Source organism: Nocardioides sp. Z38_18, from assembly GCF_058215695.1.
Genome location: NZ_JBZAJE010000003.1, coordinates 387,111 through 411,441 on the forward strand (window position 1 = coordinate 387,111; position 24,331 = coordinate 411,441).

Below are 24,331 nucleotides of genomic sequence, written 5' to 3' on the forward strand. Positions count from 1 at the left end.
TCAGGCGTGGACGCGCTCGGTGTCCACACTAGGCGCGTCGTGCTGCTTGCGGGAGCGGGATTCGACGAGGTACCCGATGCCGTAGAAGACCGCGGCGAGCGGCAGCGAGAGCGGCAGCGCGTTCAAGCCGTCCGTCGAGGCGTCCCTGACCAGCGTGACGATCTGGAGCGCCAGGATGCCGACCAGGCCGATCAGGTGGTTCTGCCTGCTCCCGGCGAAGCGGGCGACGGCGTACGCCAGCGCGAACGACAGCGGCAACGCCCACCCGCAGCGGGTGACCCACCCGAACATCGGGATGCTCGCGGCGGTCACGACGAACGAGACGCCGATCACGGCGAGGACGTTGCGGCGGCGCCACAGGATCGGCAGCGCCGCCAGCACGAAGACTGGGATCATCAGCACCGACTGGGAGTCGAGCGGGTGCGCGATCTCGTAGTCGGGTCCCGCGAGGACGTTCTCGAGCCCGATCAGGACGGCCAGGGCGACCATCACGGCCGTCAGCACGTAGTCGAGGGGCCGGATGCCCTTGAGGATGTTGTCCATCTCTGGTTCCTTCCGATTGCGGCGTCTGACTGACCCCGGTGACCTCACAGTCGCAAGGCGAGTGGGTAGCCCGCGTCCACAGCAGGGATGAACCTGGAGCGCGACGTCATCCTCAAGGGGGACCCGCTGGCGCTCGAAGGTCGGCACAATGAGGCACGTGATCAGGGTCCTCATCGCCGATGACCAGGAGCTCGTGCGCACCGGCTTCCGGGTGATCCTGGAAGCCGAGGGCGACATCGAGGTCGTGGCTGAGGCCGACAACGGCCACGAGGCGATCCGTCAGGCGTCGCTGGTGAAGCCCGAGGTCGTGCTGATGGACATCCGGATGCCCGAGCTCGACGGTCTGGCCGCCACCGAGCAGATCCTCCAGCAGCCGGACCCACCGACGATCGTCGTGCTCACGACGTTCGACCAGAACGAGTACATCTACCGCGCGCTGCGCGCCGGCGCCGCCGGCTTCCTGCTCAAGGACGCGCCCTCCTCACGCTTGATCGCCGCGGTGCGCGCGGCCGCCACCGGCGACTCCCTCATCGAGCCCTCGATCACCCAGCGGCTGGTGGAGCGGTTCGCCGAGCCGGTGGCCGCCCCCGGCATCCCGCCCCAGCTGGAGCAGCTCACCGAGCGCGAGCTCGACGTGCTCCGGCTGATCACCCGCGGACTCTCCAACGCGGAGATCGCCGCCGACATGGTGGTGGCGGAGTCCACGGTGAAGACGCACGTCGCCCGCATCCTGTCCAAGCTGGGCGTGCGCGACCGGGTCCAGGCGGTGGTGGTCTCGTATGAGACGGGCTTCGTGGGGCGCGGCGGCGCGTAGCGGTGCTGTACGGCGGAAGGCTCAGCCTTCGAGCGCCACTTCCTCGGCGCTCTCGCCGGTGACGTCGTGGGTGGCTTGCGCATCGGCGAGGTGCGGCCCTCCCACCGGGTGGCTCACCCAGCCCTCCAGTGCCCAGGTGTCACCGGGCTGCCCTCGGAGGATACCCATGCCGGTGTTCAGGATGCTCAGCTCGACCGCGACCTCGCGCTCGAGCGCCGCCGCCAGCACGGAGAACGTCCGGATGGCGGCGCCGTGCGAGAACACCGCGACGGTGTCGTCGGGTCCGTGGGATTCGCCGATGTCACGGATGGCGTTGGCGTAGCGGGCGAGGAAGTCGTGCCCGGTCTCGCCGCCCGGCATCCGGCGGTCGAGGCCGCCCATCATCCACGCGGCCAGGCAATCGACGTACGCGTGCACGGCCTCGCGGTCGTTGCGCATCTCCAGGTCGCCTGCCGAGACCTCCTCGAGTCCGTCGGTGACGCCGACCCGCAGGCCTCGCGCGGCTGCGAGCGGCGCGGCGGTCAGCTGGGTCCGCTGCAGCGGTGAGGCGTAGACGCCGTGGATGGTCTCGCGTGCGAGGGCCTCGGGCACGGCCTCGGCCTGGAGCTGCCCGAGCGCGGTGAGTCCCGCTCCCGGGAACCCGGTGTCGAGGGCACCGGTGACGTTGTTGGGGGTCTGGCCATGACGGATCAGCATGAGACGCACCCGAGGATCCTATGGTTGCCCGCTCGGCGTCGTACGGCGGGACGTTCGTGCCCGGTCGGCGTCGTACGGCGGGACGTTCGTGCCCGGTCGGCGTCGTACGGCGGGGCGGGGCGGCGCGGCCTAGCCTTGGTGCATGTACGTGCCACCGTTCAACCGTGTCGAGGACGAGGCGGAGATCCGGGCCTTCGTGGCCGGCATCGGCTCGGCCGAGCTGGTGTCCGTGGGAGCCGACGGGTACCCGCTCGCCACCCTGCTGCCCGTGGTCTGGGAGGGGGATCGCGTGATCGCGCACTTCGCCCGCGCGAACCGGCACTGGCAACAGGTCGAGGAGGACGCGCCGGTGCTGCTGGTCTGCCGCGGGGCGCAGGCCTACGTGTCGCCGTCCTGGTACGCCGCCAAGGCCGAGCACGGCCGGGTGGTCCCGACCTGGAACTACTCCGCGGTGCAGCTCCGCGGGCGGGCCCGGATCCACCACGAGCCGGAGTGGCTGCTGGAGGCCGTCACCGTGCTCACCCGCGCGCACGAGCAGCACCGCGAGGAGGCCTGGCAGGTCAGCGACGCCCCGGACACCTACGTCCAGGGGCAGCTGCGGGGGATCGTCGGGGTGGAGGTGATGGTCGAGTCCGTCGACGCCAAGGCCAAGCTCAGCCAGAACCGCTCCGTCGCCGACCGTGAGGGTGTGGTGCGCGGGCTGGCCGAGGAGCCGGCGCCCGACGCCGCGGTGGTGGCCGCGCAGGTGCGCGAGACCCTGGCCGAGGACTGAACCAGCCCGGCAGCGGTCAGCGGTAGTCGTCGATGAACTGCGCGTAGCGAGTGGCGCCGGTGCCCTCGGCCACGTCGCCCATCCGGAGCACGGTCAGCCCGAGGTAGCCCCAGGTCTCGAAGGCGTCGTTGATCTGGTCCCAGCCGAAGTCGTACTGGACCCCACCGCTGAGGGCGTTCTCGCCCTTGAGGTCGGTGCCCACCCGGTGGGCGTAGTCGCCGATCCAGCCGACCAGGGTCTTCGCCAGGGAGTGGGGGCGCAGCCCGCTGGCGGTGTCGACGTCGCCGGGGTCGTTGTCGCCCATCTCCAGCGCGGTGAAGTGCATCACCACGTGCCGGCGGGCGATCGGGCGGGAGCCGAGCTCGATGATCCGGGCGTAGCCGTGACCGGTGCGCCAGGCGGACTCGTCCACGCTGGTCTGGATCAGGCCGGTGGTCACCTCGGTGGCTCGCGGGTACGGCGAGCCCGCGCCCATCTGCCAGTGGATGCCGGGCACCTTGTAGCCGATGTCGGCGTGGCGGAACTTCCCGCCCAGCGCCTTGATCACGGTGGTCAGCATCCGCTTGCCGTGGGCGCCCAGCGAGCCGTTGTACCAGTCCACGAAGTCGGTGCCGTAGCGCGTGCTGCGGTAGGCGCCGGTCTCGAAGAACGCGTCCGCGTCGGCCGGCGGCCGGATCTGTCGGACCGAGCGGTACTCGGTGCCCCAGGCCCGGTTGACGCCTCGCAGCGAGCGGTAGCGGTCGATCGCCCACGCCTGGAGGTCCCGGACCGCGAGCGGGGAGTAGGACTGCAGGCCGCCGCGGGTCGGGTAGCCGGTGCCCGTGTCGTGGCTGTTGTACGACGGGTACCGCAGCTCGCCCGAGGGGCCGAGCGAGACGTTGATCTCGGTGATGTCGCGGCCGAACTTCTTCGCGAAGCGACGGGTGAACGCCTTGGTGAAGTCGCGGTACTCACCGGCCACCAGCCGGTCCGCCCAGCCCTGCACCGTCTCGGCCGACCAGTTGCCCTGCTCGCTGCGGTGCTGGAGCCCCTTGGGCCCGATGCGGACCCCGTCGAGGGTGCGGCCGGCGTACTTCTTCCACAGCCAGCCCGGCAGCAGGCTGGTGTAGTCGTCGCCGACGTTGCCGCCGCACTGGTGGAAGGAGAAGATCGGCGCGATGTCGAGGCCCGCGGCGGTGATCGTCGAGAACACGCGGTCGTAGTAGCTCCAGTCGAACCGGTTGTCGGACCGTCCCTCGACGTCGCCCCACCAGACGTCGACGCTGACCGCGTCCACGCCGTACGCCTTGACCGAGGCCAGGTCGCTGCGGAAGTCGGCCCAGTCGGTCACCTTGAGCGGCGCCATCACGTTGGCGCTGAAGTCAGGGTTGCCGCGTGCCACCGGGCCCGGGGGCCGCGGGGCGTCGGCCGCCGCCGCGGGCACCGCCCACAGCGTGGCCGAGACAGCCAGGGAGACGGCCAGCGAGCTGGCCAGTGCGATGGTCGGTGCGGCGAACTTCCTGGTCCACGAGCCCATCTCCGCATGCTGCCACCACTCGCCGGGAGTCGCCAGAGGTCGCCGGGCCCCTCGCCGGTTAGACTCAGACGTTGTGCCCGACCAGGTCGGGCCCCAGCTACTCTCAGCAGCCGCTCACCAGCCCCCGACCCCCCGAAGGTGCGAGATACCCGCATGGCAACGACGAACGACCTGAAGAACGGCATGGTGCTCAAGCTCGACGGCCAGCTCTGGCAGGTCATGTGGTTCCAGCACCACAAGCCCGGCAAGGGCGGCGCGGTCGTGCGCAGCAAGCTGCGGAGCATCAGCTCGGGCAAGACCGTCGACCGCACCTTCAACGCCGACGTCAAGGTCGAGGTGGCCAGCGTCGACAAGCGGACGATGCAGTACCTCTACAACGACGGCACCTCGTTCGTGTTCATGGACACCGGCACCTACGAGCAGCTGGAGGTCTCCCCGGAGGTCGTCGGCGACGCCACCAACTTCCTGCTGGAGAACCAGGAGGCCCTGGTCGCCACCAACGAGGGCGAGGTCCTGTACATCGAGCTCCCGGCCTCGGTCGAGCTCGAGGTGCAGTACACCGAGCCGGGCCTGCAGGGCGACCGGTCCACCGGCGGCACCAAGCCGGCGACGCTGGAGACCGGCCACCAGATCTCGGTGCCGCTGTTCATCACCACCGGCGAGAAGATCAAGGTGGACACGCGCGACTCGTCCTACCTGGGCCGCGTCAGCAGCTGATGGGGTCCGCGGAATGAGCGCGCGTTCGAAGGCCCGCAAGAGGGCGCTGGACGTCCTCTTCGCCTCGGAGATGCGCAACCGCTCCACGGTGGAGGCGCTGCAGGAGCAGGCGGAGGCAGGAGCGGTCAACGAGTACACCGTCGAGCTGGTGCAGGGTGTCACCGAGCACCGCGCCCGGCTAGACGAGGTGATCGCCGGCTACGCGCAGGGCTGGACGCTGGACCGGATGCCGGCGGTGGACCGCAACGTGCTCAGGCTGGCGACCTTCGAGGTCCTGTACGTCGACGACGTGCCCGCCGCCGTGGCGGTCTCCGAGGCACTGAACCTGGTGCGCGACCTGTCCACGGACGAGTCGCCTTCGTTCGTCAACGGCGTGCTCGGCAACATCGTCCGCGACAGCGACACCCTCGCCCGGTGACGGCCGGTTCCGGCAGGATGGCCGGGTGACCCCCGACACGAAGCCTCCCGTCCCCGACGCAGCGATCACCACTCCCGACGGGTTCCCCGAGGGCTGGACCGCTCGGGTCCCGCTCCTGGAGGACCTCGAGGTCCTGGTCGCCCTGCGCGGCGCCGACCGACTCGCCCACACGGGGTCGTCCTCGGTGGACCGCGAGGCGATCGAGTCCGAGGTCGCCGGGCCGGCGTCCTGGACGCGCCGGCAGCTGCTGGCGATCAGCCCCGACGGACGCCCGGGCGCCTGGGTCGTCGTACACGACCGGGCTGCGGGCCGCACCATGGTCGCGCTGTACGTCGACCGCTCCCTCGAGGAGGCCACCGCCCTCGCCGGGGCGCTCTACAAGTGGGCCGAGGAGCAGGCCGAGGAGATCTCCAAGCTGCGCGAGGTCGACGGCACCCGCCTCGACGCGAGCCCGTTCGCGGACGACACCCTGCAGCAGCAGTGGCTGGCGGACGCGGGGTACTCCAAGCGCCGTACGTGGCCGCAGATGACCCGCCCCGTGGTGCCCGAGGAAGCGACGTCGCTGCCCGGGCCGCGGGAGGGCGTGACCCTGCGGCGGGTCGCCTCCCACGAGAACGGCCTCCCGGTCGCCAGTGACCTCCAGCTGGTGCACGAGATGCTGGAGTCCTCCTTCGAGGACCACTTCAACTCCTACCGGGAGAGCTTCCCGGAGTTCCTCCAGCGCCTGCGCGAGGACCCCGGCCACCGCTGGGACCACTGGTGGCTGGCGTTCGTCGAGGGTGACGACGGCCAGCCGCTGGCCGCGGGGGCGCTCGTGGGGACGGTGCTCCCGGAGAACGCCGAGGGCCACGAGGGCAGCTACGTCGAGTACATCGGCGTGCACCGCGACGCCCGCGGGCGCGGGGTGGCCAAGGCCCTGCTGCACGCCGTGATCGCCGACGCCGCTCGCCGGGGTCGCGACCGGGTCGGGCTCGAGGTCGACTCGGACTCACCGACCGGTGCCGACGGCCTCTACGCCTCGATGGGCTGGAAGACCAGCTACGTCCTGGAGTCGTGGTTCAAGGATCTCGACTTCTCATGACCGACGCGGGGGTGATGGGCCGCGAGGCCGAGCAGAGCGACTGGCTCGACCACGCCGTCCGGGCCGGCCTGGTGGCCTACGGAGTCGTGCACCTGCTGATCGCCTGGATCGCCGTCCAGCTCGCCCTCGGCGACCGCGAGGAGCAGGCCAGCACCCAGGGTGCGCTGCAGGAGCTGGCCAGCAAGCCGTTCGGCCAGACGATGGTCTGGGCGATCGCTGCGGGCATGTTCCTGCTCGTCGCCTGGCGCCTCCTCGAGGCGGTCTTCGGCCACCGCGACGAGGACGGCTTCGACCGGGTCCGCAAACGGGCGGTCTCCGCGGGCAAGGCATGCGTCTTCGTGGTCCTCGGCGTGAGCGCCGTACGGGTCGCGATCGGGTCCGGCGGCTCGGGTGACGGCTCCAAGGGGATCACCGCCAGGCTGATGGGGCTCCCCGCCGGGCCCTGGATCGTGGGCGCGGTCGGCCTCGCCGTGATCGGGTACGCCGTGGTGCTGGCCTGGCAGGGCTGGACGGAGAAGTTCGCGGAGCGGCTCGAGACCGAGGGCAAGCTGGGCTACAGCGGAGCGGCCTACCTGCTGCTGGGCAAGGTCGGCCACATCGCCAAGGGGATCGCCTTCGCCATCGTTGGCGGGCTGTTCTGCTACGCGGGGATCACCCACGACCCCAAGGAGTCCGGTGGGCTCGACGCGGCGCTGCTGAAGGTGCTCGAGCAGCCGTTCGGCCCCTACCTGCTCGTCGCGATCGGTCTCGGCATCGGCTGCTTCGGCGTGTTCTGCTTCGCCCAGGCCCGCCACCTCGACCGCTGAGGCACTGGTGGCGCTGGGCAGGGGCCGGCACCGGTTCACCGGCGTGATCGCCGGCGCCGGCTCGACGAGCGGCGTACGCGTCGTGGTCGGCCACTGGCGCGACTCGCCGCTGGGCAGCTTCACCGACGTGATGCTCGCCGAGCCCGACGGCACCCGGGTCCTGCTCGCCCCAGACGAGGAGGTCGCGGACTTCGTCTCCGCGACCTACCACTTCGACCGCGTCGTGACCGGGCCGGTGAGCGCCGAGGTCGGTGACCGTTCCTGGCACATGGCGGCACCGGGCCTCGACCTCACCCTGCGCGTGGGCAGCCGGACGTCGCTTGGCCGACTGCTGCGACTGGTGCCGGCCCGCGTGGCCACGGCTCCGGCGTGGGCGCGGGTGACCGACCCCGTGGCCCGGTTGCTGCTGCGCGGCGTACGCACCAGGGGTACGGCGGGCAACCGCCGCCGCGAGTTCTACGGCGCCACCGACCTCCACCGGGTCACCGGCCTCCGCGGCACGTGGCACGGAGCCGACCTCGGCGACCTCGCCCCTGTGTGCCCCGAGCCCCGCTTCGGCTTCGGCTCCACGCCCCAGCGCCCCTCGGTCACGGATCTGGTCACGACGATCGACGTGGGTTCGTCGAGTAGCTGAGCGGCTCCTCCTCGCACACGCGCGGACAGAAGTTCGAGCCGGGTGCCGGTCTCGCACCGGTTTGCACCACCCTCGACGAGGCGATCCCGAACTAGTGTCCGCGCGTATGCGGCTCGTCGCTGGAAGGGGGAGACTGTGGCGATGGCGAAGAACACATGTGACGTGGTGGTCATCGGGCTGGGGCCGGGTGGGGAGGCGACGGCGACTGCGCTGGCCAAGGCCGGTCTCTCCGTGGTCGCGGTCGAGGAGCGGCTGGTCGGGGGTGAGTGCCCGTACTACGGCTGCATCCCGAGCAAGATGATCGTCCGGGCCGCCGACGTGCTCGCGGAGGCGCGACGCGTCGAGGGACTCGCCGGAGAGGCCGACGTGCGCCCCGACTGGGGCGAGGTCCACGCCAGGATCCGTGACGAGGCCACCGACGACTGGAACGACAAGGTCGCCGTCGACCGGCTCGTCGCGGCCGGAGTCACCTTCGTCCGGGGCCGCGGGAGGCTGGTCGGCCCCCGCACCGTGCAGGTGGGAGACGACGTCTACGAGGCTGCGACCGGGGTGGTGCTCAACCCCGGTACCTCGCCCGCGGCTCCGCCGATCGAGGGCCTCGCCGAGACGCCGTACTGGACAAACCGCGACATCCTCCGGATCGAGTCACTGCCCGGCTCCCTGGCCGTCATCGGCGGCGGCCCCATCGGCGCCGAGCTCGCCCAGGCGCTGGGCCGGTTCGGCGTCCGGGTCACGGTGCTCGAGGTGGGGGAGCGAATCCTGGGGCCGGAGGAGCCGGAGTCGAGCAGGCTGCTCGCCGACGTCTTCGCCGACGAGGGCATCGAGGTGCTCACCGGGGTGAGCATCAGCTCGGTCTCCCACGACGACGGGCGCTTCCGGGTCGTGCTCGAGGACCGGGAGATCGACGCGGAGCAGCTGCTGGTCGCGGCCGGTCGCCGGCCCAACCTCGCCGACCTCGGCCTGGAGACGGTCGGCCTCGACCCGGCCGCACGGACGATCGAGGTGGACGAGCGGCTGCGTGCCGCGGACGGGCTGTGGGCGCTCGGCGACGTCGTGGGCCACGGTGCGTTCACGCACGTGTCGATGTACCAGTCCGCGATCCTGGTGCGCGACATCCTCGGCCAGGACGGTCCCGCCGCCGACTACCGGGCGCTGCCGCACGTCACCTTCACCGACCCCGAGGTCGGCTCGGTCGGGATGACGGAGAAGCAGGCGCGCGCCGCCGGGCTCGAGGTGCGGGTCGGACTCACCGACCTCGCCTCGTCCACGCGCGGCTGGATCGCCCGCACCCACGGCCTGATCAAGCTCGTCGAGGACGCCGACCGCGGCGTCCTCGTCGGTGCCACTGCGGTCGGGCCCAGCGGCGGGGAGATCCTCGGGATGCTCACCACCGCGGTGCACGCGGAGGTCCCGACGGACACGTTGCGGTCGATGATCTACGCCTACCCGACGTTCCACCGCGCGGTCGAGAGCGCGCTCGCGGACCTGTCCTGACGGGTCCGCGCACACACCCGGGGCGCCGTCAGAGCACCAGTCGCCGGGCGCGGAGCTCGTCGTACGCCGGGCGGCAGGCCTCGGCGACCGCGGCGTCGTGGTCGCTGAGCCGGAGCTCGCGTGGGCGCCACGGCTCGAAGCCGGTGGAGGCGAGGACCGCGTCGTACCAGTGGGGCGCCCAGACGCCGTCCGACTCGCGCGGGCCCGCCGGCCAGGACAGCATCCGGTCGGTGAAGTCGATCCCGAGCCAGTCGCACAGCCACCGCAGGTGCCGCTCGGGGTCGCGCAGGAAGTCGCCCGCGTCGATCACCGGTGAGTCCTCAGGCAGCGCCGCGAGCAGCGGCAGCTGCTGGAGCAGGCCGATGTCCTCGGGCTCGCACGACTCGCGCGACCGGACGTAGGAGGCCACCACCTCGGCCGGATCCCGGATCAGCAGGACGTTGCGGAAGTGGCCCACCCAGCCCAGGTCGAGGTCCGCTGGGAGGTGGTGGGTCATGTGCTTGGTGTAGTGCACCGGTGCGGAGTCGTCGGTGGTGAGCAACCTGATGACCTCGTCGGCCTCGGTCGGCTGTGACGCGATCACCTCGTCGCGGCCGGGGTGCTCGAGGCCCGTCCGGACGAGGTACTCGGCGTAGAACGGCTCGTCCACGACCACGGTGTCCGGGCGGTTCTCCCACGCCCTCATCATGGCCGTTGAAATATTTCTGGGCCCACTCCACATGGCCACCCGGACGGTCATCCGCGCGACCCCACGTCGGCGGCCACGTGCTCCTTGTAGAGCGACTGCAGCCGCTCCACGACCGGCCCGCGCTGCCTCGAGCCGATCGTGCGGCCGTCGACGGTGCGCACCGGGACCACCCCGGCGAAGGTCCCGGTCACGAACGCCTCCGCGGCGTTGTAGACGTCGGTGAGGCTGAACGTGGTCTCCCGCGCGGGGATGTCGTTGCCCCGGCAGACCTCGAGCACGTTCGCGCGGGTGATCCCGGCCAGGCAGAACCGGCCGTCGGAGGTCCACACCTCCCCGGCCCGGGTGACGATGAAGAAGTGAGTGCTGTTGCACGTGGCCACGAACCCCTGCGGATCGAGCATCAGCGCCTCGTCCGCCCCCGCCGTGTAGGCCTGGATGCACGCCTGGATGTCGTTCAGCTTGCTGTGCGCGTTCAGCTTGGGGTCCAGCGTGTCCGGCGTGGCCCGGCGGACGTGGGTGGTGAACAGGGTGATCCCCTCGGTGACGGTGGCCGGCAGGGGCTCCTTGTGCTCGGCGATGATCACCACGGTCGCGGGTCCGATGGTCACCCTCGGGTCCTGGTACGGCGTCGACTTCACCCCGCGCGTCACCATCAGCCGCACGTGCACGCCGTCGGTCATCTCGTTGGCCCGCAGCGTCGCGTAGATCGCCTCGGTCAGCTCCTCGCGGCTCATCCCGAGATCGAGCATCAGCGCCCGGGCGCCCTCCTCGAGCCGGTCGAGGTGCTGGTCGAGGAAGGCGGGGTGGCCCGAGGCGACCCGCAGCCCCTCCCAGACGCCGTCGCCGAGGACGAACCCGGAGTCGAAGACCGAGACCACCGCGCGTTCGCGGGGGAGCAGCTCCCCGTTGACCCAGATCAGGATCGAGGCGTTGCGCGGGTCGTCTGAGGAGTGCTGCGTGCCGGTGGTGGTGCTGCCCGTGGTGGTGCTGCCCGATGTCATGCGAGCACCCTAGGAGGCGGGCGGCTCCGCGAGCAGCGTGCGACACCACAGATCGGTGACCGTGGCGACGTAGTCCTGCGGTGAGCGGCCACGGGCGGTGGTGAGCAGGTAGAACTCCGGGCTGTTCGTGGTCCACACGAGGTGGGCGACCTGGTCGTCGGTGAGGTCCTCGCGGAGCTCCCCGGTCGCCCGCAGGTCGCGTGCGAGCGCCAGCATGTTGGTGGCCCGGCGCTCGTTGAGGCCCTCCCAGACCTTGCGGCACTCGGCGTCGCCCTGGGCGGCCACCCGCAGGGACTCCGCGAGCGGGACGGTGTCGGGGAAGAGCCGGCCGAGCGCCTCGGCGTACGTCGTCAGCTTGGCCCGGGCGCCGACCGCGGACCGGACCGCGCGCACGTAGTCGCGCTGCTCGGCGGGGACCGGCTCCTCGGAGCTGCCCAGCACCATGTCGTGGACGGCCAGCAGCAGCTGCGGCTTGCGTCCCACGCTCGCGTAGAGCGTGTCCACCGAGACCCCGGCCCGGCGCGCCACGTCGGCGACCGTGGTCTCCGGGTAGCCGCGCTCGGTGAACAGGTCCCGCGCGGCCAGCAGCACGGCACGGCGGGTCGCGGCTGCCTGCTCCTCGCGCCGCGGGGAGCGGTAGCGACGGGGGCCGTTGACGGGTGCGGTCACGCGGCCTACCGTAGCAATATTCGTCCGAAGTCAGTTCGGATCAACCTTGGGAGCAGCCATGGGCGACAGCGTCGTGGTGCACGCCGCAGGAGACGGGCCCGGCACCTGGGCCATGGGATCGCTGTTCGAGCACCTGGTCAGTGCGGGGGAGACCGGCGGGGGCTACGCGATGTCACTGGTGACCCAGCCACCGGGGATCGCGACGCCACTGCACCGGCACACCCAGGAGGCCGAGGCGCTGTTCGTCCTCGCGGGAGAGATCGAGTAGCGCGGGCGAGGAGACGCACCACCTCACCGGTGGGTCCTTCCTGCACCTGCCGCTGGGGACGCCGCACGCCTTCCGGATCCGGGGCGACGGGCCGGCCCGCTTCCTGAGCCTCACCGCTCCCGGAGGCCTGATGGGGCTCTACGACGAGGTGGGGTTGCCGGCCACCAGGATGGAGATCCCGGCGCCGGGAGAGGGGCGTTCCATGGAGGAGGAGATCGGCCGCTGGAACGAGGTCGCGCCCCGCTACGGGCTCGAGGTCCTCGGGCCGCCGCTCCCGGAGTAGTCCGGCCCGCCACCAGGCCGAGTCGCGTCCGGAGGTGCCCGGACGGGCTGCTAGTCTCGGTCCCGATCGACATCCTTTAACGAGCCGTCCTGTGAGGCGGAGAAGGAGGTCCGGCGCGATGGCTCCTGCCCGACCCGCACCTGTACCTACAGCAACCACAGACGCTGTCCCCGATGGACGAACCGTCCTCGACGCCCGTGACATCTCCCGGGCCCTGACCCGCATCTCGCACGAGATCCTCGAGCGCAACAAGGGTCTCGACGATCTCGTCCTCCTCGGCATCCCCACGCGTGGCGTCCACCTCGCGCGGCGCATCGCCGAGCGGATCGCGAAGGTCGAGGGCGCCGAGGTCCCGCTCGGCACACTGGACATCACGATGTACCGCGACGACCTGCGCAGGCACCCGGCGCGCGAGCCGCACCACACCCGGATGCCTCCCGGCGGCGTGGACGGCAAGGTCGTCGTGCTCGTGGACGACGTGCTCTTCTCCGGCCGCACGGTCCGCGCCGCGCTCGACGCGATGAACGACCTCGGCAGGCCCGCGACGGTGCGGCTCGCCGTACTCGTGGACCGCGGGCACCGCGAGCTCCCGATCCGCGCCGACCACGTCGGCAAGAACCTGCCCAGCTCGCGCAGCGAGCGGGTGATGGTCCGCCTCGAGGAGTCCGACGGGTACGACGAGGTCCGGATCGCCCCGATGGCGGGGCAGGTGGTGACCCCGGAGGCCGGGGCCGACGAGGGGGGACTGCCCGCATGAACAAGCACCTGCTCTCCATCGACGACCTCAGCGTGGCCGACGTCGAGGCCCTGTTCGACACCGCGGCCGAGATGCACGACGTGCAGCGCCGCTCGGTCAAGAAGCTGCCCGCGCTCCGTGGCCGGACCGTGGTCAACCTGTTCTTCGAGGACTCGACCCGCACCCGCTCCTCCTTCGAGATCGCCGGCAAGTGGCTCTCCGCGGACGTCATCAACGTCTCCGGCAAGGGATCGAGCGTGAGCAAGGGCGAGAGCCTGCGCGACACGGTGCTCACGGTCGCCGCGATGGGGGTCGACGGCCTCGTCATCCGGCACGGCGCCAGCGGTGCCGCGCAGCAGGTGAGCCAGTGGACCGACGCCGTGGTGATCAACGCCGGTGACGGGATGCACGAGCACCCCACCCAGGCGCTGCTCGACGCCTACACCCTGCGCCGCCGGCTCGGGACCCTGGAGGACCAGCACGTGGTGATCGTCGGCGACGTCACCCACAGCCGGGTCTTCCGCAGCAACGTGCTGCTGCTGACCAAGCTCGGTGCCCGTCTGACCGTGGTGGCCCCGCCGACCCTGATGCCGGCAGGAGTCACCGCCTGGTCGAAGGACGCCGGCTTCGCGACCACCTACGACCTCGACCCGGTGCTGCCCGAGGCCGACGCGGTGATGATGCTCCGCGTCCAGCGCGAGCGGATGCACGGCGCCTACTTCCCCAGCGCGCGGGAGTACACCGTGGGATACGGCCTCACCCGCGACCGGCTCGCCGTGCTCAAGCCGGACGCGCCGATCTGTCACCCCGGCCCGATGAACCGCGGGCTCGAGATCGCCGCCGACGCGGCCGACGCCGCGCAGTCCGCGGTGCTCGACCAGGTCTCGGCCGGCGTCGCGATCCGGATGTCGGTGCTCTACCACCTGCTCGCAGGAGAAGGGAGTGCGGCGTGAGTACCCCTACGCAGGCACTGATCATCAAGGGGGCCGCGCCGCTGGGCGAGCAGCCCCAGGACCTGTACGTCGCGGACGGGGTCCTCGTCGCCGAGGAGCCCGAGGGCGCTCGAGTCATCGACGCCGAAGGCCTGGTCGCACTGCCCGGACTGGTCGACCTGCACACCCACCTGCGCGAGCCGGGTCGCGAGGACGCCGAGACCGTGCTCACCGGGTCGAGGGCGGCCGCGCTGGGCGGGTTCACCGCCGTGCTGGCGATGGCCAACACCTCGCCGGTGACCGACACCGCCGAGGCCGCCGAGCGCATCCTCGACCTCGGTCGCGCTGCCGGGCTGGTCGACGTGCAGCCGGTCGGCGCGGTGACCCGCGGCCTCGCCGGGGAGGAGCTCGCCGAGCTGGGGCTGATGGCGCGGTCGCGCGCCAGGGTGCGGGTGTTCTCCGACGACGGCAAGTGCGTGCACGACCCGCGGGTGATGCGGCGTGCGCTGGAGTACGTCCGCGCGTTCGGCGGCGTCGTCTCCCAGCACTCGCAGGACCCCGACCTCGCCGGGCCCACCGCCTGCTGCCACGAAGGTGAGCTCTCCGGCCGCCTCGGGCTGCCCGGGTGGCCCGGGATCGCCGAGGAGACCATCGTGGCCCGCGACGTGATGCTCGCGCGGCACACCAACAGCCGGGTGCACGTCGCCCACGTCTCGACCGCCGGCTCGGTCGAGGTGCTCCGCTGGGCCAAGGCCCAGGGGATCGACGTGACCGCCGAGGTCACCCCGCACCACCTGATGCTGACCGCCGACCTGCTCACCGGCTACGACCCCGTCTACAAGGTGAACCCGCCGCTGCGCCCCGACGAGGACGTCGCCGCGCTGCGCGAGGCGCTCGCCGACGGCACCATCGACGCGGTCGCCACCGACCACGCGCCGCACGCCCGGCACGACAAGCAGCACGCGTTCGTCGACGCCGCCTTCGGGATGCTCGGCCTCGAGACCGCCCTGTCGGTGGTCAGCGACGTGATGGTCGCCTCCGGGGCGATGTCGTGGGCAGACGTGGCCCGGGTGATGTCGCAGAACCCCGCCCGGATCGCCGGGCTCGAGGGCCACGGCGGCACGCTGGGCGTCGGCCAGCCGGCCAACGTCACCCTGGTCGACCCGGCCGCCGTCATGGTGGTCGACGGCACGACCTCGGCCTCGCTGTCGCGCAACAACCCGTGGCACGAGCGCAAGCTCACCGGCGCCGTCGTCGCCACGGTGCTGCGCGGAGTCCCCACCGTCCTCGACGGGAGCCTGGTCTGAATGGGGCTGTTCCGCAGGCGCCCGCGCACCGACGGGCTGCCCGACCTGGTCCCGGTGCCCAAGATGGCGGACCTCCCGCCGCACAAGCTGCAGTCCCCGGCGCGCTACCTCGGCACGCTCACCGCGTCCGGCGAGAAGGTCGTCGGCAAGACGCTCTCGGCGAAGAGCTCCTCGCGGCTGCACCTGTCCGAGGAGGCCCTCGACGTGGTCCGGATGGCCGGGTCCTTCCGGATCCCGGCCGCGGCCCTGCGCGGCGCCACCTCGGCGGGGGAGTTCGACGGCACCGGCAGCGACGCGCTGCTGGTCGTCCGGTGGGAGCACGGTGAGCAGCAGTGGCGCACCGGCTTCCGGCTGGAGGCCGGCAAGGCAGGCAAGTCAGGCAAGGCCGACAAGGCACGCACCGCACCCGACGCCGACCGGTGGGTGCGCACGATCTCGAAGATGACACGCAAGTCAGCGCAGGGCCAGCACGCTGGCCAGGAAAAGGGAGAAGCATGAGCGACGCGATCCTCGTTCTCGAGGACGGACGGGTGTTCCGGGGCGAGTCCTACGGGGCCACCGGCGAGACCTTCGGCGAGGCGGTGTTCTCCACCGGGATGACCGGCTACCAGGAGACGCTCACCGACCCGTCGTACCACCGGCAGGTCGTGGTGATGACCAGCCCGCACATCGGCAACACCGGCATGAACGACGAGGACATCGAGTCGCGCCGCATCTGGGTCAGCGGGTACGTCGTCCGCGACCCCGCGCGCGTCCCGTCCAACTGGCGCTCCACGCGCTCGCTCGACGACGAGCTGCGCGAGCAGGGGGTCGTCGGGATCAGCGGGATCGACACCCGCGCCCTGACCCGCCACCTGCGCGAGCGCGGGGCGATGCGGGTGGGCATCTCCTCGGCGACCTCCGACGTCGAGTCGTTGCTCGCCAGGGTCCGCGAGTCGGGTGAGATGGCCGGCAGCGAGCTCGCCGGCGAGGTCTCCACGAAGGAGGCCTACGTGGTCCCGGCGATCGGCGAGAAGCGGTTCACCGTCGCGGCGGTCGACCTGGGCATCAAGTCGAACACCCCGCGGATGATGGCAGAGCGCGGCATCGAGGTCCACGTGCTGCCGGCGACCTCCACCCTCGAGGACGTGCAGGCGGTCGGGGAGTCCGGCCCGGACGGACTGTTCTTCTCCAACGGCCCCGGTGACCCGGCCGCGACGACCCACCAGATCGCGCTGCTCCAGGGGGCGCTGGAGGCGGGGCTGCCCTACTTCGGGATCTGCTTCGGCAACCAGCTCTTCGGCCGGGCGCTCGGCTTCGGCACCTTCAAGCTCAAGTACGGCCACCGCGGGATCAATCAGCCGGTGATGGACCGCACCACCGGCAAGGTCGAGGTCACCGCCCACAACCACGGCTTCGCCGTCGACGCCCCGCTCGACGGGTCGACCGAGACCCCCTACGGGACGGCCACGGTGAGCCACGTGTGCCTCAACGACGACGTAGTCGAGGGCCTCGAGCTGCGCGACGCCGAGGGCAACCTGAAGAGCTTCTCGGTCCAGTACCACCCCGAGGCAGCAGCCGGCCCGCACGACGCGGCGTACCTCTTCGACAGGTTCACCGACCTGATGACCGCAACCACCAGTCGGTCGAGCTCACCCACTAGCCAGTCGAGCTCACCCACTAGTCGGTCGAGCTCAGTCGAGACCACTTCACCGGAAGGTTCCATCTGATGCCGAAGCGCGAGGACATCAAGAGCGTGCTCGTGATCGGCTCCGGGCCGATCGTGATCGGGCAGGCAGCCGAGTTCGACTACTCCGGCACCCAGGCCTGCCGGGTGCTGCGCGAGGAGGGCCTGCGGGTCATCCTGGTGAACTCAAACCCGGCCACGATCATGACCGACCCCGAGTTCGCCGACGCGACCTACGTGGAGCCGATCAACGCGGAGTACGTCGAGAAGGTGATCGAGAAGGAGCGCCCCGACGCGCTGCTCGCCACGCTGGGCGGCCAGACCGCACTGAACACCGCGATGGACCTCGACCGGCTCGGCGTCCTGGAGAAGTACGGCGTGGAGCTGATCGGCGCCTCCATCGAGGCGATCAACCGCGGCGAGAACCGCGAGTCGTTCAAGAAGATCGTCGAGGAGCTCGGCGGCGAGGTGGCCCGCTCGGTGGTGTGCCACACCCTCGAGGAGTGCGTCGAGGCGTCCAAGGACCTCGGCTGGCCGATGGTGGTGCGCCCGAGCTTCACCATGGGTGGCACCGGCTCCGGGATGGCCTACAACGCGGAGGACCTGGACCGGATCGCGGGTGCGGGCCTGGCCGCCAGCCCGACCACCGAGGTGCTCCTGGAGGAGTCGATCATCGGCTGGAAGGAGTACGAGCTCGAGGTGATGCGCGACACCGCCGACAACGTGGTGATCGTGTGCTCCATCGAGAACCTCGACCCGATGGGCGTGCACACCGGTGACTCGATCACCGTGGCACCCGCGATGACGCTGACCGACCGCGAGTACCAGTACCTGCGCGACCTCTCCATCGGGATCATCCGCTCGGTGGGTGTCGACACCGGGGGCTGCAACATCCAGTTCGCGGTCAACCCCGCCGACGGCCGGGTCGTCGTGATCGAGATGAACCCGCGGGTCTCGCGCTCCAGCGCGCTGGCCTCGAAGGCCACCGGCTTCCCGATCGCGAAGATCGCCGCCAAGGTCGCGATCGGCTACACCCTGGACGAGATCCCCAACGACATCACCAAGGAGACCCCGGCCAGCTTCGAGCCGACCCTGGACTACGTCGTGGTCAAGGTCCCGCGGTTCGCGTTCGAGAAGTTCCCTGCCGCCGACCCCACGCTGACCACGCACATGAAGTCGGTCGGCGAGGCGATGGCGATCGGGCGCAACTTCACCGAGGCGCTGCAGAAGGCGCTGCGCTCGCTGGAGGCCCCGACCTCGGGCGTCGGCAAGGCGGTCTTCGACTGGAGCCACCGGCTGGTCGAGCTCGACAAGGACACCCTGCTCGAGCAGGCCAGCAGGCCGCACGACGGCCGGCTGCGCGTGGTGATGGACGCGCTGCGCGCCGGGGCGACGGCCCAGGAGGTGCACGACGCCACCGGCATCGACCCGTGGTTCGTCGACCAGCTGTGCCTGATCAACGAGATCGCCCAGGAGATCATCGCCGCCGAGGAGCTCACGCCCGCGCTCCTGCGCCGGGCCAAGCGGCACGGGTTCTCCGACGGCCAGCTCGGCAAGATCCGCGACATGAAGGAAGACGTGGTCCGCGGGGTGCGGCACGCGCTCGGCGTACGCCCCGTCTACAAGACCGTGGACACCTGCGCCGCCGAGTTCGCCGCGAAGACGCCGTACCACTACAGCTCCTACGACGAGGAGACCGAGGTGGCCCCGCGCGAGAAGCCGGCGGTGATCATCCTGGGCTCCGGGCCCAACCGGATCGGTCAGGGCATCGAGTTCGACTACTCGTGCGTGCACGCCAGCCTCGCGCTGCACGAGGCCGGCTACGAGACCGTGATGGTCAACTGCAACCCCGAGACGGTCTCCACCGACTACGACACCTCCGACCGGCTGTACTTCGAGCCGCTCACCCTCGAGGACGTGCTCGAGATCGTGCACGCCGAGTCCAAGGCGGGCCCGATCGCTGGCGTGATCTGCCAGCTCGGCGGGCAGACCCCGCTCGCCCTGGCCCAGGGGCTGGAGGACGCCGGCGTGAAGATCGTCGGCACCCCGCCGGCCGCGATCCACCTCGCGGAGGAGCGCGGCGCGTTCGGCCGGGTCCTCGCCGAGGCCGGCCTGCCAGCTCCCAAGCACGGGATGGCGACCTCGTTCCCCGAGGCGCAGCAGATCGCCGCCACGATCGGGTACCCGGTGCTGGTGCGGCCGTCGTACGTCCTGGGCGGTCGCGGCATGGAGATCGTGTACGACGACGAGTCGCTGAGCGGCTACATCCAGCGCGCGACCGAGATCAGCCCCGAGCACCCGGTGCTCGTCGACCGGTTCATCGACGACGCGGTGGAGATCGACGTCGACGCACTCTTCGACGGCACCGACCTCTACCTCGGCGGCGTGATGGAGCACATCGAGGAGGCCGGCATCCACTCCGGCGACTCCTCCTGCGCGCTCCCGCCGATCACGCTGGGCAGGGAGGAGATCGCTCGGATCCGCGAGGCCACCGAGGGGATCGCCCGCGGTGTCGGCGTCCTCGGGCTGCTGAACATCCAGTTCGCACTGGGCTCCGACGTGCTCTACGTGCTCGAGGCCAACCCGCGGGCGAGCCGCACGGTGCCGTTCGTGTCCAAGGCGACCGCCCGCCCGCTGGCCAAGGCGGCGGCGCGGATCATGCTCGGCGAGACCATCGCCGACCTGCGTGCCGAAGGCGTCCTGGCCGCCACCGGGGATGGCGGCGACCTGCCCGGCGACGCCCCGATCGCGGTCAAGGAGGCCGTGATGCCCTTCAACCGGTTCAAGACGACCGAGGGCAAGAACGTGGACGCGATCCTCGGCCCGGAGATGCGCTCGACCGGCGAGGTGATGGGCTTCGACGCCGACTTCGGCAAGGCCTTCGCGAAGGCCCAGACGGCGGCGTACGGCTCCCTGCCGCTGACCGGACGGGTGTTCGTCTCGGTGGCCAACCGCGACAAGCGCAGCATGATCTTCCCGATCAAGCGGCTCGCGGACATGGGCTACGAGATCCTGGCCACCGTGGGGACGGCCGAGGTGCTGCGGCGCAACGGCGTCTCGGCGAGCGTGGTGCGCAAGCACAGCGAGGGTGACGCCGAGGACGGCGAGAAGACGATCGTCGGCCGGATCCTCGACGGTGAGGTCGACCTGGTCGTGAACACGCCCCACGGCAGCACCAGTGGCGGCTCGCCGCGGTTGGACGGCTACGAGATCCGCACCGCGGCGATCACCAGGAACATCCCGTGCATCACCACCGTGCAGGGTCTGGGTGCCGCCGTGCAGGGCATCGAGGCGATGCGGGCCTCCGACATCGGGGTCCGCTCCCTGCAGGACTGGGCTCGGTGAGCCTGTACCGGCAGCTCTTCGACCGGGTGCTGACCAGGACCGACCCCGAGTCCGCGCACCACGTCGCCTTCCGAGCCATCCGGGCCGCCCGGCCGCTGACCCGCGTGGTCGGCGCCCGGGCGCGCCGGGGTTGGGCACCCGGGACCCACACGGTGATGGGACTGCAGTTCCCCGGGCTGCTCGGGCTCGCCGCCGGGTTCGACAAGAACGGCGAGGGATTCGACGCCCTGGCCGACCTGGGCTTCGGGTTCGTCGAGATCGGCACGGTGACCGGCGAGCCGCAGCCCGGGAACCCGCGGCCGCGACTGGCGCGGCTGCCGGCCGACAGGGCCATCGTCAACCGGATGGGCTTCAACAACCAGGGCGCCGAGGAGGTCGCACGCAGGCTCGCCTCGCGCCGCCTGGACCGCACCGGCCGCAGCGGGAGCGTTCCCCTGGGGATCAACATCGGCAAGACCAAGGTGGTGCCCGAGGACGCGGCGATCGCCGACTACGAGAAGAGCACCACGCTGCTCGCGCCGTTCGCCGACTACCTCGTGGTCAACGTCTCCTCCCCGAACACCCCGGGCCTGCGCGACCTGCAGGCCGTGGCCCGGCTCGAGCCGCTGCTGAGCGCCGTACGCCGCCGCAGCGACGACGTGTCGCCGGGGCACGTGCCGCTCCTGGTGAAGATCGCGCCCGACCTCAGCGACGAGGACGTGCTCGCGGTGGCGGACCTGGCGCTCGAGCTCGGCCTCGACGGGATCGTGGCGACCAACACCACCATCTCGCGCGCGGGCCTGGCCTCCACCCCCGCCGAGGTGGAGGCCGCCGGGGCCGGTGGCCTCTCGGGACCACCGCTGCGCGCACGGGCCGACGAGGTGATCCGGCTGCTGCGGGGCCGGGTCGGCGACCGGCTGGCGCTGATCGGCGTCGGCGGCATCAGCTCGGCCGAGGACGCCCTGGACCGACTGGCCGCCGGGGCCGACCTGGTGCAGGCCTACACCGGGTTCGTCTACGAAGGACCCTGGTGGCCCTCGAGGACGAACGCGCAGATCTCGGCGAGGATGCAGGCAACCAGAGCAGTGGGGGAGCAGCCATGACCGGTACCCGTCCGGCGCAGGACCAGCAGGCGCCCGTGCCCTTCGGTGCCCGCCTCCAGGAGGCGATGGACGGCCGCGGACCGCTGTGCGTGGGGATCGACCCCCACGTCGGCCTGCTGGACGCCTGGGGCCTGACCGACTCGGTCAACGGCCTGGAGAAGTTCGCCCTCCGCGCCGCCGAGGAGCTCGCGCCCCGGGTGGCCGCGATCAAGCCACAGTCGGCCTTCTTCGAGCGGTTCGGCGCACGGGGGATCGGCGTCCTCGAGCGGGTGGTCGAGACCTGCCGGGAGGCCGGCGCGCTGGTGGTGCTCGACGTGAAGCGCGGAGACATCGGCTCCACCGCCCAGGCCTATGCAGACGCCTACCTCGACCCCCGGTCTCCGATGGCGGTCGATGCGATCACGGCGACGCCCTATCTCGGCTTCGGCAGCCTCGCCCCGATGATCGAGACGGCGCGCGAGCACGGCACCGGGGTCTTCGTCCTGGCGCTGACCTCCAACCCGGAGGCGCCTGCGTTCCAGCGCGCCCGCACCGAGGCCGGAGCCAGCGTCGCCGGCACCGTCCTCGACGAGCTCCGCGGCCTCAACGCGGCGGCGGGCACGCTCGGGTCCTTCGGGGCTGTCGTGGGGGCGACGATCCAGGACACCGCCGAGGACCTGGCGATCAACGGGCCCCTGTTGGTGCCGGGCATCGGCGCGCAGGGCGGCACGGTCGACGACGTACGCCGCATCTTCGGCGACGTGATCGACCTGGTGCTGCCCTCGAGCTCGCGGGAGATCCTCGGCGCCGGCCCGGACGGGGCGTCGCTGGTCGCGGCCGCGGGACGCTCGCTGGACGCCTTCATCGCCCTGCGGGACGGTCGGTGAGGCGTTCCCGGGTGGCTACGGTCCTCCTGGCCCTGCTGCTCCCGCTCGTGGGCTGTGGCGGCCAGGACTACTGCGGTGCTCTGGAGTCCGACCGCAAGCAGATCGCGGAGCTGCTGGCCTCGGGGTCGCCGACCGGCCTCCTCGAGGGACTGCCGATGTGGCGCGACCTCGCCGAGAGCTCCCCGGACGACCTCACCGACGAGTGGCAGGTCTTCCTCGGTGCGCTGGAAGGGCTCGACGACGCCCTGGAGGACGCCGGGGTGGAGCCCGCGGACTTCGTGGACGGCAAGCCCCCGGCCGGGCTCGGCGCGGCCGACCAGAAGGCGATCGCGGCCGCCGCCGACCAGATCGGCACCGAGGACGTCGTCGCGGCCTCGAAGGGGATCGAGACCCAGGCCCGCGACGTCTGCAAGATCAACCTGGGGCAGTGACGCCCAGCGGGTCCGCGGCACCGCCGAGGACCGTGCAGATGCACGCGCGTGGTGACGTTGATCTCGACCCAGCCCGACCAGAGGCCCCTCGCGTTGCAGGGTCCGGCGGGCCGTGACTAGATTGCCGGGTGTCCGAGAGATCCGGGCATCCTTTCCCCCAAGCACATTCCCACTTTTTCACCCAGTCGTGTCCCACCCGCTCGAAGCAGTCGAGCAGGAAGTCGAGGAAACCGCAGTGGCCTTGCCGCCCCTCACCCCCGAGCAGCGCCAGGCTGCTCTCGACAAGGCAGCAGCTTCCCGACGGGAGCGCGCCGAGGTCAAGAACCGCCTCAAGCACTCCGGTGCCACCATCGCCGAGGTCGTCGAGGAGGCCGGCACCAACGAGGTCATCGGCAAGATGCGGGTCAAGGAGCTCCTCCAGTCCATGCCCGGCATCGGCAAGGTCCGCGCCCAGCAGGTGATGGAGAAGCTGAAGATCTCCGAGTCCCGCCGGGTGCGCGGCCTCGGCGTCAAGCAGGTCGCGGCACTGGTCGAGGAGTTCTCCTCCGAGTGATCGCGCCGACCTGGACCTGCTGGTGACTGCCTCCCGGCTCACCGTCCTCGCGGGACCCACCGCGGTGGGCAAGGGCACGCTCACCGCCTGGGTTCGCGAGCACCACCCCGAGATCTGGATCTCGGTCTCCGCGACGACCCGGCGCCGGCGTCCCGGCGAGCAGGACGGCGTGCACTACCACTTCGTCACCGACGCCGAGTTCGACCGGATGGTCGAGGACGACGAGCTGCTGGAGTGGGCCGTGGTCCACCGCGGCGCCCGTTACGGCACCCCGCGACGACCGGTCGAGGAGGCCGTCGCCGCCGGCCGGCCGGCCCTGCTGGAGATCGACCTCCAGGGTGCCCGGCAGGTGCGCGAGCGGATGCCCGAGGCACTGTTCGTCTTCCTGGCGCCCCCTTCCTGGGAGGAGCTGGTGCGCCGCCTGGTCGGCCGCGGCACCGAGGACGAGGCCGAGCGGGAGCGTCGCCTGGAGAGCGCACGGGCGGAGCTGGCGGCCGAGTCGGAGTTCGACGTCACCATCGTCAACCGCAAGATTCACGCTGCAGGCGAGGAATTGGTAGAGTTGATGCAGTCCGGGGTCCATCCCGGATCGTGACCGCCCGCCAAGTTGCCTTGGCGCGTCTGCGCAGAACCACCTCTTCGTTAGTGAGGCTCGATGAGCTTGTCCGGTGCCCAGCCAGTTGCCCCCGTCGCCGAGGGGATCACCAACCCCCCGATCGACGACCTGCTGACCAAGACCGACTCCAAGTACAAGCTGGTGCTCTACAGCGCCAAGCGTGCACGTCAGATCAACGCGTACTACTCCCAGCTCGGCGAGGGCCTGCTCGAGTACGTCGGCCCGCTCGTGGACACCCACGTGCAGGAGAAGCCGCTGTCCATCGCGCTTCGCGAGATCAACGCCGACCTGCTCACCTGTGAGGACATCGACCCCGACGAGGCTGCCGCCGAGGCGCTCGCCGCATCCGTGCCCGCTCCGCAGGCACCCGCGGCCGACCCGGCCAGCGAGTAGCAAG

General features: G+C 71.3%; 28 protein-coding genes. 22 read left to right on the forward strand and 6 right to left on the reverse strand.

The features are described from left to right. The gene (locus tag AC4BGC_RS21105) at positions 1-543 is read right to left on the reverse strand and encodes a hypothetical protein (protein WP_490557533.1); all 543 of its coding nucleotides are present in this window, start codon (positions 541-543) and stop codon (positions 1-3) included. 148 nt (positions 544-691) lie between these two features. Between AC4BGC_RS21105 and AC4BGC_RS21110 the strand changes: the two genes are divergently transcribed. Next, positions 692-1,357, forward strand: coding sequence for a response regulator (locus AC4BGC_RS21110; protein ID WP_490557534.1), 666 nt, complete (start codon positions 692-694; stop codon positions 1,355-1,357). 21 nt (positions 1,358-1,378) lie between these two features. Here the strand turns inward: AC4BGC_RS21110 and AC4BGC_RS21115 are convergent, their stop codons facing one another. Then, on the reverse strand, positions 1,379-2,053 hold the full coding sequence (locus AC4BGC_RS21115; protein WP_490557606.1) for a histidine phosphatase family protein: 675 nt from the start codon (positions 2,051-2,053) through the stop codon (positions 1,379-1,381). 142 nt (positions 2,054-2,195) lie between these two features. On the opposite strand from AC4BGC_RS21115, the gene AC4BGC_RS21120 reads away from it, so the two are divergent. Then, positions 2,196-2,825 carry an FMN-binding negative transcriptional regulator gene (locus AC4BGC_RS21120; protein ID WP_490557535.1) on the forward strand — a complete coding sequence of 210 codons (630 nt, stop codon included), beginning with the start codon at positions 2,196-2,198 and terminating at the stop codon, positions 2,823-2,825. A 16-nt stretch (positions 2,826-2,841) separates the two neighbouring features. Here AC4BGC_RS21120 and AC4BGC_RS21125 read toward each other — a convergent pair whose 3' ends face one another. After that, on the reverse strand, positions 2,842-4,341 hold the full coding sequence (locus AC4BGC_RS21125; protein ID WP_490557536.1) for a family 14 glycosylhydrolase: 1,500 nt from the start codon (positions 4,339-4,341) through the stop codon (positions 2,842-2,844). A 153-nt stretch (positions 4,342-4,494) separates the two neighbouring features. Between AC4BGC_RS21125 and efp the strand changes: the two genes are divergently transcribed. The 6 genes from efp to AC4BGC_RS21155 all read left to right on the forward strand — a co-directional run bounded on the left by efp (position 4,495) and on the right by AC4BGC_RS21155 (position 9,491). Continuing rightward, on the forward strand, positions 4,495-5,058 hold the full coding sequence (gene efp / locus AC4BGC_RS21130) for an elongation factor P (protein ID WP_490548815.1): 564 nt from the start codon (positions 4,495-4,497) through the stop codon (positions 5,056-5,058). A gap of 13 nt (positions 5,059-5,071) precedes the next feature. After that, on the forward strand, positions 5,072-5,476 hold the full coding sequence (gene nusB, locus AC4BGC_RS21135) for a transcription antitermination factor NusB (RefSeq protein ID WP_490557537.1): 405 nt from the start codon (positions 5,072-5,074) through the stop codon (positions 5,474-5,476). A 25-nt stretch (positions 5,477-5,501) separates the two neighbouring features. After that, a complete protein-coding gene (locus AC4BGC_RS21140) occupies positions 5,502-6,557 on the forward strand; it encodes a GNAT family N-acetyltransferase (protein WP_490557538.1) in 1,056 nt (351 codons plus the stop codon). Continuing rightward, positions 6,554-7,363 carry a DUF1206 domain-containing protein gene (locus tag AC4BGC_RS21145; protein ID WP_490557539.1) on the forward strand — a complete coding sequence of 270 codons (810 nt, stop codon included), beginning with the start codon at positions 6,554-6,556 and terminating at the stop codon, positions 7,361-7,363. Before AC4BGC_RS21140 ends, AC4BGC_RS21145 begins: the two co-directional genes overlap by 4 nt. A gap of 7 nt (positions 7,364-7,370) precedes the next feature. Further along, the gene (locus tag AC4BGC_RS21150) at positions 7,371-7,997 is read left to right on the forward strand and encodes a hypothetical protein (RefSeq protein ID WP_490557540.1); all 627 of its coding nucleotides are present in this window, start codon (positions 7,371-7,373) and stop codon (positions 7,995-7,997) included. A 141-nt stretch (positions 7,998-8,138) separates the two neighbouring features. Continuing rightward, on the forward strand, positions 8,139-9,491 hold the full coding sequence (locus tag AC4BGC_RS21155; RefSeq protein WP_490557541.1) for a dihydrolipoyl dehydrogenase family protein: 1,353 nt from the start codon (positions 8,139-8,141) through the stop codon (positions 9,489-9,491). Between the two features lie 28 nt (positions 9,492-9,519). On the opposite strand, the gene AC4BGC_RS21160 is transcribed toward AC4BGC_RS21155, so the two are convergent. Genes AC4BGC_RS21160 through AC4BGC_RS21170 form a run of 3 tightly spaced genes read right to left on the reverse strand, consistent with a single transcriptional unit; the run spans position 9,520 to position 11,849 of the window. Next, positions 9,520-10,230: a sulfotransferase-like domain-containing protein gene (locus AC4BGC_RS21160; RefSeq protein WP_490557542.1), complete on the reverse strand. Its 711-nt coding sequence runs from the start codon at positions 10,228-10,230 to the stop codon at positions 9,520-9,522. Beyond that, entirely contained in the window at positions 10,227-11,180 is a 954-nt protein-coding gene (locus tag AC4BGC_RS21165; RefSeq protein ID WP_490557543.1) for an aminotransferase class IV, read from the reverse strand. The genes AC4BGC_RS21160 and AC4BGC_RS21165 overlap by 4 nt, the downstream gene beginning before the upstream one ends. A 9-nt stretch (positions 11,181-11,189) precedes the next feature. Continuing rightward, entirely contained in the window at positions 11,190-11,849 is a 660-nt protein-coding gene (locus tag AC4BGC_RS21170) for a TetR/AcrR family transcriptional regulator (protein ID WP_490557544.1), read from the reverse strand. 58 nt (positions 11,850-11,907) lie between these two features. On the opposite strand from AC4BGC_RS21170, the gene AC4BGC_RS21175 reads away from it, so the two are divergent. From AC4BGC_RS21175 to rpoZ, 14 genes are all read left to right on the forward strand, one after another. Next, on the forward strand, positions 11,908-12,117 hold the full coding sequence (locus tag AC4BGC_RS21175) for a cupin domain-containing protein (protein WP_490557545.1): 210 nt from the start codon (positions 11,908-11,910) through the stop codon (positions 12,115-12,117). Positions 12,118-12,247: 130 nt separating this feature from the next. After that, complete coding sequence (locus AC4BGC_RS21180; RefSeq protein ID WP_490557546.1) at positions 12,248-12,400, forward strand: hypothetical protein; 153 nt, start codon at positions 12,248-12,250, stop codon at positions 12,398-12,400. Between the two features lie 118 nt (positions 12,401-12,518). Further along, positions 12,519-13,157, forward strand: coding sequence for a bifunctional pyr operon transcriptional regulator/uracil phosphoribosyltransferase PyrR (pyrR, locus tag AC4BGC_RS21185; RefSeq protein WP_490557547.1), 639 nt, complete (start codon positions 12,519-12,521; stop codon positions 13,155-13,157). Next, the gene (locus AC4BGC_RS21190) at positions 13,154-14,089 is read left to right on the forward strand and encodes an aspartate carbamoyltransferase catalytic subunit (protein ID WP_490557548.1); all 936 of its coding nucleotides are present in this window, start codon (positions 13,154-13,156) and stop codon (positions 14,087-14,089) included. Before pyrR ends, AC4BGC_RS21190 begins: the two co-directional genes overlap by 4 nt. Next, a complete protein-coding gene (locus AC4BGC_RS21195; RefSeq protein ID WP_490557549.1) occupies positions 14,086-15,375 on the forward strand; it encodes a dihydroorotase in 1,290 nt (429 codons plus the stop codon). The genes AC4BGC_RS21190 and AC4BGC_RS21195 overlap by 4 nt, the downstream gene beginning before the upstream one ends. Further along, positions 15,376-15,873 (forward strand): PH-like domain-containing protein, encoded by a 498-nt coding sequence (locus tag AC4BGC_RS21200; RefSeq protein WP_490557550.1) that lies wholly within the window; start codon positions 15,376-15,378, stop codon positions 15,871-15,873. Next, a complete protein-coding gene (carA, locus tag AC4BGC_RS21205; RefSeq protein WP_490557551.1) occupies positions 15,870-17,084 on the forward strand; it encodes a glutamine-hydrolyzing carbamoyl-phosphate synthase small subunit in 1,215 nt (404 codons plus the stop codon). The genes AC4BGC_RS21200 and carA overlap by 4 nt, the downstream gene beginning before the upstream one ends. Continuing rightward, positions 17,084-20,386, forward strand: a complete 3,303-nt coding sequence (carB, locus tag AC4BGC_RS21210) for a carbamoyl-phosphate synthase large subunit (RefSeq protein ID WP_490557552.1) — start codon at positions 17,084-17,086, stop codon at positions 20,384-20,386. Before carA ends, carB begins: the two co-directional genes overlap by 1 nt. After that, a complete protein-coding gene (locus AC4BGC_RS21215) occupies positions 20,383-21,468 on the forward strand; it encodes a quinone-dependent dihydroorotate dehydrogenase (protein WP_490557553.1) in 1,086 nt (361 codons plus the stop codon). Before carB ends, AC4BGC_RS21215 begins: the two co-directional genes overlap by 4 nt. Further along, complete coding sequence (gene pyrF / locus AC4BGC_RS21220; protein WP_490557554.1) at positions 21,465-22,334, forward strand: orotidine-5'-phosphate decarboxylase; 870 nt, start codon at positions 21,465-21,467, stop codon at positions 22,332-22,334. The genes AC4BGC_RS21215 and pyrF overlap by 4 nt, the downstream gene beginning before the upstream one ends. An 11-nt stretch (positions 22,335-22,345) precedes the next feature. Next, positions 22,346-22,765 (forward strand): hypothetical protein, encoded by a 420-nt coding sequence (locus tag AC4BGC_RS21225; RefSeq protein WP_490557555.1) that lies wholly within the window; start codon positions 22,346-22,348, stop codon positions 22,763-22,765. Positions 22,766-23,000: 235 nt separating this feature from the next. Beyond that, complete coding sequence (gene mihF / locus AC4BGC_RS21230; RefSeq protein WP_490548834.1) at positions 23,001-23,318, forward strand: integration host factor, actinobacterial type; 318 nt, start codon at positions 23,001-23,003, stop codon at positions 23,316-23,318. Between the two features lie 22 nt (positions 23,319-23,340). Then, positions 23,341-23,913, forward strand: a complete 573-nt coding sequence (gmk, locus tag AC4BGC_RS21235) for a guanylate kinase (RefSeq protein WP_490548835.1) — start codon at positions 23,341-23,343, stop codon at positions 23,911-23,913. Positions 23,914-23,973: 60 nt separating this feature from the next. Beyond that, positions 23,974-24,327 (forward strand): DNA-directed RNA polymerase subunit omega, encoded by a 354-nt coding sequence (rpoZ, locus tag AC4BGC_RS21240; RefSeq protein ID WP_490548836.1) that lies wholly within the window; start codon positions 23,974-23,976, stop codon positions 24,325-24,327. Positions 24,328-24,331 lie beyond the last annotated feature (4 nt).

What these genes read in the sequence shown, in the direction of transcription:
- AC4BGC_RS21105 (WP_490557533.1), bottom strand. Translation starts at nt 543, where the DNA reads ATGGACAACATCCTCAAGGGCATCCGGCCCCTCGACTACGTGCTGACG.
- AC4BGC_RS21110 (WP_490557534.1), top strand. Translation starts at nt 692, where the DNA reads ATGAGGCACGTGATCAGGGTCCTCATCGCCGATGACCAGGAGCTCGTG.
- AC4BGC_RS21115 (WP_490557606.1), bottom strand. Translation starts at nt 2,053, where the DNA reads ATGCTGATCCGTCATGGCCAGACCCCCAACAACGTCACCGGTGCCCTC.
- AC4BGC_RS21120 (WP_490557535.1), top strand. Translation starts at nt 2,196, where the DNA reads ATGTACGTGCCACCGTTCAACCGTGTCGAGGACGAGGCGGAGATCCGG.
- AC4BGC_RS21125 (WP_490557536.1), bottom strand. Translation starts at nt 4,341, where the DNA reads ATGGGCTCGTGGACCAGGAAGTTCGCCGCACCGACCATCGCACTGGCC.
- efp (WP_490548815.1), top strand. Translation starts at nt 4,495, where the DNA reads ATGGCAACGACGAACGACCTGAAGAACGGCATGGTGCTCAAGCTCGAC.
- nusB (WP_490557537.1), top strand. Translation starts at nt 5,072, where the DNA reads ATGAGCGCGCGTTCGAAGGCCCGCAAGAGGGCGCTGGACGTCCTCTTC.
- AC4BGC_RS21145 (WP_490557539.1), top strand. Translation starts at nt 6,554, where the DNA reads ATGACCGACGCGGGGGTGATGGGCCGCGAGGCCGAGCAGAGCGACTGG.
- AC4BGC_RS21155 (WP_490557541.1), top strand. Translation starts at nt 8,139, where the DNA reads ATGGCGAAGAACACATGTGACGTGGTGGTCATCGGGCTGGGGCCGGGT.
- AC4BGC_RS21160 (WP_490557542.1), bottom strand. Translation starts at nt 10,230, where the DNA reads ATGACCGTCCGGGTGGCCATGTGGAGTGGGCCCAGAAATATTTCAACG.
- AC4BGC_RS21165 (WP_490557543.1), bottom strand. Translation starts at nt 11,180, where the DNA reads ATGACATCGGGCAGCACCACCACGGGCAGCACCACCACCGGCACGCAG.
- AC4BGC_RS21175 (WP_490557545.1), top strand. Translation starts at nt 11,908, where the DNA reads ATGGGCGACAGCGTCGTGGTGCACGCCGCAGGAGACGGGCCCGGCACC.
- AC4BGC_RS21180 (WP_490557546.1), top strand. Translation starts at nt 12,248, where the DNA reads ATGGGGCTCTACGACGAGGTGGGGTTGCCGGCCACCAGGATGGAGATC.
- pyrR (WP_490557547.1), top strand. Translation starts at nt 12,519, where the DNA reads ATGGCTCCTGCCCGACCCGCACCTGTACCTACAGCAACCACAGACGCT.
- AC4BGC_RS21190 (WP_490557548.1), top strand. Translation starts at nt 13,154, where the DNA reads ATGAACAAGCACCTGCTCTCCATCGACGACCTCAGCGTGGCCGACGTC.
- AC4BGC_RS21200 (WP_490557550.1), top strand. Translation starts at nt 15,376, where the DNA reads ATGGGGCTGTTCCGCAGGCGCCCGCGCACCGACGGGCTGCCCGACCTG.
- carA (WP_490557551.1), top strand. Translation starts at nt 15,870, where the DNA reads ATGAGCGACGCGATCCTCGTTCTCGAGGACGGACGGGTGTTCCGGGGC.
- carB (WP_490557552.1), top strand. Translation starts at nt 17,084, where the DNA reads ATGCCGAAGCGCGAGGACATCAAGAGCGTGCTCGTGATCGGCTCCGGG.
- pyrF (WP_490557554.1), top strand. Translation starts at nt 21,465, where the DNA reads ATGACCGGTACCCGTCCGGCGCAGGACCAGCAGGCGCCCGTGCCCTTC.
- rpoZ (WP_490548836.1), top strand. Translation starts at nt 23,974, where the DNA reads ATGAGCTTGTCCGGTGCCCAGCCAGTTGCCCCCGTCGCCGAGGGGATC.